The following is an 8,905-nucleotide window of genomic DNA, read 5'->3' on the forward strand; positions in this document are numbered from 1 at the left end:
GAGTCTCACTGACTAAGTGCGGATGGTTGAGTCTCACTGACTAAGTGCGGATGGTTGAGTCTCACTGACTAAGTGCGAGTTTTCGACTTCACAAATGTTTATTCCCTACGGTTATAAATTTATGAAGTCAAAACATCGGCAGGGGCAAGCCCCCACACCCCCAACACTACGAAAAGACGTAGTGCTAAAAATCAAAAGCTAGAGCATATAGAAATGGCTATTTTTATCGCATCGACTAAATCTATATCACGAGGTAATGGACAAAGTGCCGTTGCTTCTGCGAGCTATCGTGCTGGTTGTGAATTGGGAGATAAGCGATACGGTAAGACCCACGACTACTCAAAAAAGCATGGGGTAATGAGTGCGGATATCATTTTGCCGTCAGCATTGGCAGCTGCCAATGCTGATATTGATCGTAGTGATTTATGGAACAAAGCGGAAGCTGCCGAAAAAAGAAAAGATGCGCGTGTGGCTCGTGAATGGCTGGTTAATCTACCGCATGAATTAAGCGCAGAAGACCGCAAAGAGCTGGCGCACCAGTTCGCCCAAACCTTAGCAGACCGTTACGGCACGATTGCCGATTGCGCCATTCACAAGCCTACCGACAAAGAGATTGAGCGAGGCGCAGACCCTCGTAACTTCCACGCCCATATCCTATTCACCACGCGCACCGCAGCACTCGACCAAGACAACAAAATTATACTGATCGACAAAGCGACTATTGAGCTGTCCGATAACAAGCGGCGTTCGCTTGGTATGGAACGTGTGAGCCATGAGATTACAGACGTTCGCCAAATATGGGAGCAGATCGCCAACGAAAAACTAGCCGAGCATGACCATAGATTGATTGATAGTCGCAGCTATGCCGCGCAAGGTATTGATATTGAGCCACAGCTCAAAATGGGGTCAGTCGCTACCAAGCTGGAACGTGACAAATACGAGCAAGAGCTAAAAAAAGCGGCGCAAGCAAAGGAGAAAGGCGAGGTTTACGAGATTGATAAAACGCCAGCAACACAGCTCGGCACCATCAACGAAATAATCCACAAGCGCAACGAGCTGGTATGGGGCGTAGCGCTTGCCAAAAATCAGACAGTAAATGATGCTGCTGAACAAATTATCTTTAATGGTCATAAAATCAAAGATATTGAGCACACCACACCGCCACCAATACAGGCGATCAGTAACGATTCGCCCACGCCAAGCAGGGCAACCGCAGTAGATGAACCTATTAAAAATTCTGAACCGCCAAGCGCACCAAAGCCTAAAGCACCCACGCTAGACGCGGTTGCACAAGCAATGGCAATGGCGAAAGGGGTTGCCACTCGAAAAGCCGACGAGCAAAAACAAAAAGAGTTGGCGCTGGAGCAGCAGCGACAGCATGAGCTTGCCGAACAACAAAAACGTGAACAAGCCGAACGTGAGCGCATTGAACAGGTACGAGTCGACAGAGCAAGGCAGCAGCAAGCGGTAGCCGAGCAGCTGAAGCGTGAAAGTCAGCAATTCATGGTAGATAAAAAAGCGCTGTATGCAGCCGTAATGGCACAGTTAGAACAGCATACACAGAAAGGGATTGATCCAAACAACAAGGTAGGCAAACCTATTTTAGCGATTTCAGTCGCTAATGAGGTCATGCACAACCTTAATCACTATATGGATAACCCAGATACCACACAGAGACAGCACGAGCTTGCGTTAAATGAGCGTGGCGCGTTAACGGACTTAGTGATCGACAAATCAACGCAAGCATTGAATGAAATTAAAAATCTACACTATACCAGTGAGCGTAAAACGCACACAGCAGCTCTACAAGGCGTTTTAACTGAATTTACAGACAATCACGGGCAAAGCGTCGATAAAACGCAGGAAAAAGCCCTAGAGAGCGCACAAAAAGCCGTTGCAGACTACAGTAACGAGATCAATCGCAGCCATAGCTATGGATTAGGAAGATAAAAATGTCAGAGATACCCAACCTTGAAGACCTGCTTACCGCTATTGCAACGCTTACCGAGCATAACACCGCATTGCTCACGCAAAGAGAAGAACAGTATCAAGCGATGGCAGCGAGAGACACCGCCACTGCAAAGCTTGTCAACGAACTAACCGCACAGCTCAAAGATTATCAAGAACGAGAAAATAAAATTAAATCAGCGATTGTTGCCGGTACAGCTAAAGAGGTTCGCCTAGAGGTTGCTGATCTTCTTAATTACTACTCTAACCAGCTAACACAAGGCGTTGGTGGTCACGTTGAGCAAGCAAATACGCAGCTAGAAAAAACGATAGGTATAGCGAAGACACAGATAACCCAACTGTCTAAATTATCAACTGAGATGAAAGGAACTTTTGATACTAACTTTAGCAGCTTAAAGCTTTTTTCTGAGTCTTTTGAAGATCAAAACAAGAAATTGGCTAATGATGCAAATATTGCGTTGACGAGTGTTAGAACTCAAGCAAAGAAAGGGGCTGAGCAGTACACAAAGCAGTTATCAGATGAGTTTGCTAAATCACTGAGCTGGAAGGCTTCTGCTTTAGTAGGTGGTATCTGTGCTTTCATATTTGCAATCACTTTATTTTCTGTTTGGTTACTTGTACCTAGTAAAGCAGACATTGCAGAACGTCAAACTAAGTATGACAGTTTAGCAGCAGCTAAAATTGCTCATAATGTCGTTAATGGTCAGGATGGTGAATTTTATGCGAGAATTAAGCCAAAATCATGTTTTATAGGTACAGATAAGTATCAATACTGCAAATTTAGATAGCTCAAAGCCCTTATCTTTTTAATTAATAAAAAAAGAAAAAAAGGCTTTTAATGCTTTTAAATGCTTTTAAATGCTTTTAGACAAGCTGTAAGCCTTACGTATAGAGGGCTGTAGAGACCATATGACTACGTCTAGTTACCCATATGACTACGTCTAGTTACCCATATGACTACGTCTAGTTACCCATATGACTACGTCTAGTTACCATTAATCTACTTATTTTTTTATGTAGTTTTATATACTTCAATATGATAACGTAGTCATTATTTAGTTTATGGATGAATTAAATGTCAAAAGGTAACTTGGTTGTTAAAACGAATCAGCTCAATTCAGCATTACAAAACCTATCTCTGCCTGAAATTCGTATCATTCAGTTGGCAATAGTAGATGCGAGAGAAACGAATACGGGATTAAGTACCGATAAGCCGTTGCGCATTGATGCATTGCGCTACGCAGAAATTTTTGAAACAACGCGTCAGAATGGTTATCAGCGTATGAAGGATGCTGAGGAAAACTTATTTAATAGGCGTTTTAGTTATGTAGACGAGAGAGGAAAGCTTGTTAAATCTCGTTGGATTCAGCAAGTTACCTATCTTGATGATGAAGGTGCAATTGAGTTGGTATTTACGCTTGCTGTGGTTAATGGCATTAGTCGTATTGATGGTGCAGAAGATTTTTTCACTTCATATTTGCTTGAGCAAACCGCCAGTATGGATAGTATTTACTCCGTTAGGTTGTATGAGCTACTCATACAGTGGTTAGCTGCCAAGCAAACGCCCTTGTTTGATCTTGATAATTTCAGAAATCAGTTAGGTGTAGAAGATCACGAATACAAGCGTATGGGTAACTTTAAGTTAAGGGTTTTAGACCTTGCTGTTAAAGAAATTAATGAAAAATCAGATATTAAAGTCAGTTATTCTCAGGTGAAAAAAGGTAGGACTATTACAGGCTTTAAGTTTAAAGTTCATGAGAAAACTAAAATTAAGGCTAACAAAGAAAATCAGCTACGTGATGTTGATACTGCTGATATGTTTACGGTAGAAGGTCTAAATGATAAACAGCTGGGACGTATTGCTCGTAACCCTCAGTTTATGACTGACTATAATCATATAGTTAGCCCTACTAGCCCAGCTGGACAGTCGCAGCAGGGATGGGAGTTTGAGATGATTAATCGCCTTAAAAAAGACGCTTCTCAGTTTAAAAAACGTCCAATAAGGGATTATTTAGAGTATTAAGGCTAGCTGTTTATTATAAGTGGTTCCATTATACCAGTCTGTTTTAAGTAGGCTGTTAATAGGTTTGAAGGGCAAAATAACTGGTTACCTTGGGGTATACCTTAATAGAACCAGTGAAAACTGATTTCTTCTATCCAAAGTTATTTCTCATAACATTTCTTATGAGAACAATGATTCGAGAGTCACCAGCGCATAGGTGCTATATAAGGCAGAGCAGATTTGAGTTGCTCATAAGTACCATTTACCAGAATATCATCTGTTACTTCCTGAATATTAGTATGACCACAGAATGCCATGCTGATATCACATTCTTTATAAATGATCTCAAGCGCACGACGTACACCATCTTCGCCATAAGCACCAAGTCCGTAAAGAAACGCGCGGCCAATAAGTGTGCCTTTGGCACCCAATGAGATTGCTTTTAAGACATCTTGACCAGAGCGGATACCGCTGTCTAACCATACTTCGATATCACTATTCTCAGCATGAACCGCTTGTATAATATCACTTAGCGCAGCAATAGAAGATGGTGCACCATCTAATTGACGCCCACCATGATTCGAAACCACCAGTGCATCAGCCCCACTACGTGCGGCCATGATCGCATCTTCAGGCTCCATAATGCCTTTTATAATGAGCTTACCGCCCCACATATCTTTGATGCGCGCGACATCATCCCAGCTAAGTGCAGGATCAAATTGCTCTGCCGTCCACGCTGATAAAGAAGAGATGTCTTCGACATTTTTAGCATGACCGACAATATTACCAAAAGTACGCCGTTTAGTACCCAGCATATTCATGCACCATTGCGGTTTGGTCATTAAGTTTAAAATATTGGCAAGCGTTGGTTTAGGGGGTGCAGAAAGACCATTTTTAATGTCTTTATGACGTTGCCCTAATACTTGTAAATCGGCGGTCAAGATAAGCGCTGAACAATTGGCTTCTTTGGCACGGCGAATTAGGTTGGCTATAAATTCCTGATCGCGCATCATATACAGCTGAAACCAAAACGGTGCACTAGTATGCGTCGCCACATCTTCAATAGAACAAATACTCATAGTCGATAGCGAAAACGGTACACCAAATTTCTCAGCCGCGCGCGCCGCATGAATCTCACCATCTGCCCACATCATACCCGTGAAGCCTGTTGGCGCGATCGCTACGGGCATATTGACAGGCATCCCCAGCATTTCAGTAGCAAGCGATCGTCCTTCCATATTGATCATCACACGCTGGCGCAGCTTTATACGGTCAAAGTCAGTCTCATTATTATGATAGGTGGTCTCAGTCCATGAACCGGAGTCGACATAATCATAAAACATACGGGGTACTTTACGTTCAGCGACTTGGCGCAAGTCTTCAATATTTGTAATTTTGCTTAAATCTTTCACGGGGTTTTCCTTGATAACTATTTAGTAATTGTAATGTAGTCACTGTAACTAACCATTCTGAATCTAATATAGATAATACAATGGCGTCAGAATGATGAGTTCATAGGATTTTTTAGTGTAGCTATTAAATATTAATTAATTGCCTTTTTTCTACTGGTCAGCGACATTAGTACAAAAAATACTATTGGCCAAATGATAGCCAAAATCCACCACCATAAATCACCAAAAATGATACCCATACCAATTAATCCAGCTTGAATGACATAGTAAATCATTGCTAGCAAGGTTTTTCGAATCACGTAACCTTCTTTATCTATTAATCCGACCACTGCACACGCGGCAACCACGTTATGTACTGAAACCATATTACCAGCCGCACCGCCCACCGCTTGAAGTGCCACCACTTGTGCCGCATGACTGCTATTAAGGCCAATTTGGCTGGCAGTTGACCACTGAAAATAAGAAAACATCATATTACTGATGGTATTGGAACCTGCAATGAACGCACCCATTGCGCCAATCCATGGCGAGACTAGCGGCCATGCATTTTGAAACGCCCCAGCCGCACTTTCAGCCAATAATATCGGCATGGCTGGTAGCGAAGTGGCGACATCGGCGGCTGAACCTGAATTAATAAATACTTGTACCATCGGCACCGAAAACAATAAAGCTGGCGCTGCCGCAATCATAGTTTTTGCTGAATTAATCCAACTACGTTTTACCGCTTGTCTGTTCATTTTAAACAGCAATATACACAGTAATGAAGTAATAATTAAAATAGTACCCGGAGAATAAGCGAGTTGTATTTTACTAGAAATAGTCGTACCAAAAAGATTGGCAAGGTTAATCGTTGTGAAGTCCCCTACCAAAAAGTTTTTCAGCGGTGTCACAACCCGAGATACAATTAATAGCCCAATAACAATAATATAAGGAGAAAATGCCCTTATTAAAGTAAACTTTGGTGCTATTGAATCATCATATTGTTCTTCGTCCAAAGTACCTAGCCAATCTTTGTCCCAGTCGTCTCGGGGTGCAAAATCGAAGATATCTTTCGGCATTAAAAATCCGCGCTTTGCCGCAGGAAGTACAATCAGTAAACCGATAAAACCGCCTACTAATGATGGAAACTCAGGACCTAGGTATTTAGCCACCAAAAAGTAGGGAATGGTAAAGCTGAGACCGGCAAAGAGTGCAAAAGGCCACACTTTGAGCCCTTCGATAAAAGAGCGTTTTTCGCCAAAAAATCGCGTCAAAAATGCACTTAAAATTAGCGGAATTAAAAAGCCTACTAATGCATGTAACAGCCCGATATTAGCGGTAATTTGTAAGAGATAATTTTCAGCAGAGGTCGGCGCAATAGACTGAGCTAGATCTTGTTTATCACTGATACCAGACCAAACGCCAAGTAATATCGGTGTGCCAACGGCACCAAATGACACCGGCGTAGACTGGATAATCAACATGACCATAACAGAAGCCATTGCTGGGAAACCTAGCGCCAATAATAGTGGAGTACCGATAGCAGATGGCGTACCAAATCCTGATGAGCCCTCCACCAATGAGCAGAATAACCACGCCACAATGATTGCTTGAACGCGTCTGTCAGGCGAGATATCCATAAAACCTTTACGAATGGCGATGATGGCACCACTTTCTTTTAAGGTATTAAGTAACAAGATAGCCGCAAATACGATGAATAAAATCGTGAGCGCTACAATAATACCGTTAACAGTGGCAGCAGCGACTTGAGCGCCACTAGCATGCCAAACGAAAAAAGCTAGCAATGCCGTTGCAAGATAAGCTGCGCTCATAGATATTTTTGCCGGTAGCCGCAGGACTACAAGTAACAAGAAAACGACGAGAATAGGCGCTAAAGCCAAAAAGGTATACATTATAACAATCCTTGTTGATAAGTGTACCAGCCAATTATTTTATTAAGCTGGAATCACTAAACCTGAAGTTATGCCAAAGTCTTTTTAGCTTTTAAATAACATATTATTATTTGACTTCAACAGTCCTCTGTTTTTATATTTTTACGAATATAAGAATATCTTTAAGTTATCGAGATTCGATAGTTCTTCTGTATTTAATATGGTAAATTGCTTGGACAGCCAAAATAGCAAAAGTGGACAAATTATACTAGTAAATAAATATAGATCAAAAAATTAAAAGTTATGACGATCTTGATCAGCGAGTCTTTGATTATAATCTCGATGATTACAGTAATGAGCCCTATCGTCGATTGCTCTCGTTAATCCTGCATAAAATAAAAGCCACCAATCTCTATATATAAAGTAAGGGGCTTGATAGCGAGGCTAAAAAAAGATGAGCTACAACTGAAAATTTAAGTCCTCACTAGGGTACCGAACCAATTTTGAGAATAAGCAGGGGAAATAGCTTCTTCACTTATTTTTTAGTAGGTATCCAATTTCCTTTTAATCTCTTCAGAGACTTCCATTATATCGGCATCGATAGCCATGCCTATTTCAGTCAGACAAGCGGCATCTCCTTGTGTCGCAAACTCAAGATTTGTCGTTGGTGTTGTTACGCCCCCAGTAAATATTTTCTCACCCAATTTAATTTTTATGCCTTTCAGTACAATAGTTTTTTCCTCTTCTAAATAAACGACATCATCCGGAGGAAATAAGGGCGTCATATATTTATCTTTGGCGACTTGCAACATAAGACAATTATCTTTAATAACAAATTTGCCACTTACGATACCTGGCATTTGACCGCCCGTAGATAGACCACTAAATATGTCGGACAGTGACTTAGTAGAGTCTCGTTGTGGTAACACTGATGGGCTCTCATTGTTAAGGGCAGTTCTTTCTTCTATTGGTGTTACTTGGTAGGATTTTAAGGTAGTACAGCCAAATAAAACCGGAAGTAAAAAAAATCCAAAGGCGGTTGCTATTAAACAGGTACTTGATTTTGAGTTATGCATTAGTTTGTCTCATCGTTATTATTGGCATTAACTTTATTTCCAAGCTCCTTTACCAAATCTGCCATTAAATCCTTATCCGTCTGTCTGCTCAAAAAATCTAATAGATGGTTAGCTGTATAATCCTTTAAACCATCTACTGAATCATTCTCTAACGCATCTACAAGAAAAGCACCCAGTAGTATTTTTTGCCGTGTCAGCTTCTTATCTAACTTCTGCTTCTCTCTATTTATTTTAAGCTCAAGCTCATTAATCTTTTGCTGTTCCTTTAGATCATTACCACCAAGTAAGCTCATACCTTCCTCTTAAATACCAAACTACCTATTCACCCAACTATAGCAACTTCGCCAATACCTAACAACAGTTTATGATATAGTTAATTGACGGATGGTTAAGTCCCACTGACTAAGTGCGAGTTTTCGACTTCACAAATGTTTATTCCCTACGGTTATACATTTATGAAGTCAAAACATCGGCAGGGGTAAGACCCCCACACCCCCAGCACTACGAAAAGACGTAGTGCTAAAAATCAAAAGCTAGAGCATATAGAAATGGCTATTTTTATCGCATCGACTAAAT

7 protein-coding genes are annotated in these 8,905 nt (G+C 41.2%); 3 read left to right on the forward strand and 4 right to left on the reverse strand.

The features are described 5' to 3' along the window. The first annotated feature begins 213 nt into the window (after positions 1-213). From ACTXGH_RS13625 to repM, 3 genes are all read left to right on the forward strand, one after another. Entirely contained in the window at positions 214-1,950 is a 1,737-nt protein-coding gene (locus tag ACTXGH_RS13625) for a MobA/MobL family protein (RefSeq protein WP_443561787.1), read from the forward strand. A gap of 2 nt (positions 1,951-1,952) precedes the next feature. Beyond that, positions 1,953-2,756 carry a hypothetical protein gene (locus ACTXGH_RS13630; RefSeq protein WP_439297162.1) on the forward strand — a complete coding sequence of 268 codons (804 nt, stop codon included), beginning with the start codon at positions 1,953-1,955 and terminating at the stop codon, positions 2,754-2,756. Between the two features lie 287 nt (positions 2,757-3,043). Continuing rightward, complete coding sequence (gene repM / locus ACTXGH_RS13635) at positions 3,044-3,991, forward strand: replication initiation protein RepM (protein WP_439297161.1); 948 nt, start codon at positions 3,044-3,046, stop codon at positions 3,989-3,991. Positions 3,992-4,173: 182 nt separating this feature from the next. Here the strand turns inward: repM and ACTXGH_RS13640 are convergent, their stop codons facing one another. From ACTXGH_RS13640 to ACTXGH_RS13655, 4 genes are all read right to left on the reverse strand, one after another. Further along, positions 4,174-5,382, reverse strand: coding sequence for an alpha-hydroxy acid oxidase (locus ACTXGH_RS13640; protein WP_062846045.1), 1,209 nt, complete (start codon positions 5,380-5,382; stop codon positions 4,174-4,176). 131 nt (positions 5,383-5,513) lie between these two features. Further along, positions 5,514-7,274 carry an L-lactate permease gene (locus ACTXGH_RS13645; RefSeq protein WP_345832723.1) on the reverse strand — a complete coding sequence of 587 codons (1,761 nt, stop codon included), beginning with the start codon at positions 7,272-7,274 and terminating at the stop codon, positions 5,514-5,516. 521 nt (positions 7,275-7,795) lie between these two features. Then, entirely contained in the window at positions 7,796-8,329 is a 534-nt protein-coding gene (locus tag ACTXGH_RS13650) for a hypothetical protein (protein ID WP_087816255.1), read from the reverse strand. Then, positions 8,329-8,622, reverse strand: a complete 294-nt coding sequence (locus ACTXGH_RS13655; RefSeq protein WP_087816251.1) for a mobilization protein MobS — start codon at positions 8,620-8,622, stop codon at positions 8,329-8,331. The genes ACTXGH_RS13650 and ACTXGH_RS13655 overlap by 1 nt, the downstream gene beginning before the upstream one ends. Positions 8,623-8,905: the final 283 nt, after the last annotated feature.

Origin of the sequence: Psychrobacter sp. 1Y10, assembly GCF_052259005.1 — a bacterium.
Lineage (GTDB): Bacteria > Pseudomonadota > Gammaproteobacteria > Pseudomonadales > Moraxellaceae > Psychrobacter > Psychrobacter saeujeotis.

Coding starts and splice junctions, on each gene's coding strand:
- ACTXGH_RS13630 (WP_439297162.1), top strand. CDS start 1,953: ATGTCAGAGATACCCAACCTTGAAGACCTGCTTACCGCTATTGCAACG.
- ACTXGH_RS13625 (WP_443561787.1), top strand. CDS start 214: ATGGCTATTTTTATCGCATCGACTAAATCTATATCACGAGGTAATGGA.
- repM (WP_439297161.1), top strand. CDS start 3,044: ATGTCAAAAGGTAACTTGGTTGTTAAAACGAATCAGCTCAATTCAGCA.
- ACTXGH_RS13655 (WP_087816251.1), bottom strand. CDS start 8,622: ATGAGCTTACTTGGTGGTAATGATCTAAAGGAACAGCAAAAGATTAAT.
- ACTXGH_RS13650 (WP_087816255.1), bottom strand. CDS start 8,329: ATGCATAACTCAAAATCAAGTACCTGTTTAATAGCAACCGCCTTTGGA.
- ACTXGH_RS13645 (WP_345832723.1), bottom strand. CDS start 7,274: ATGTATACCTTTTTGGCTTTAGCGCCTATTCTCGTCGTTTTCTTGTTA.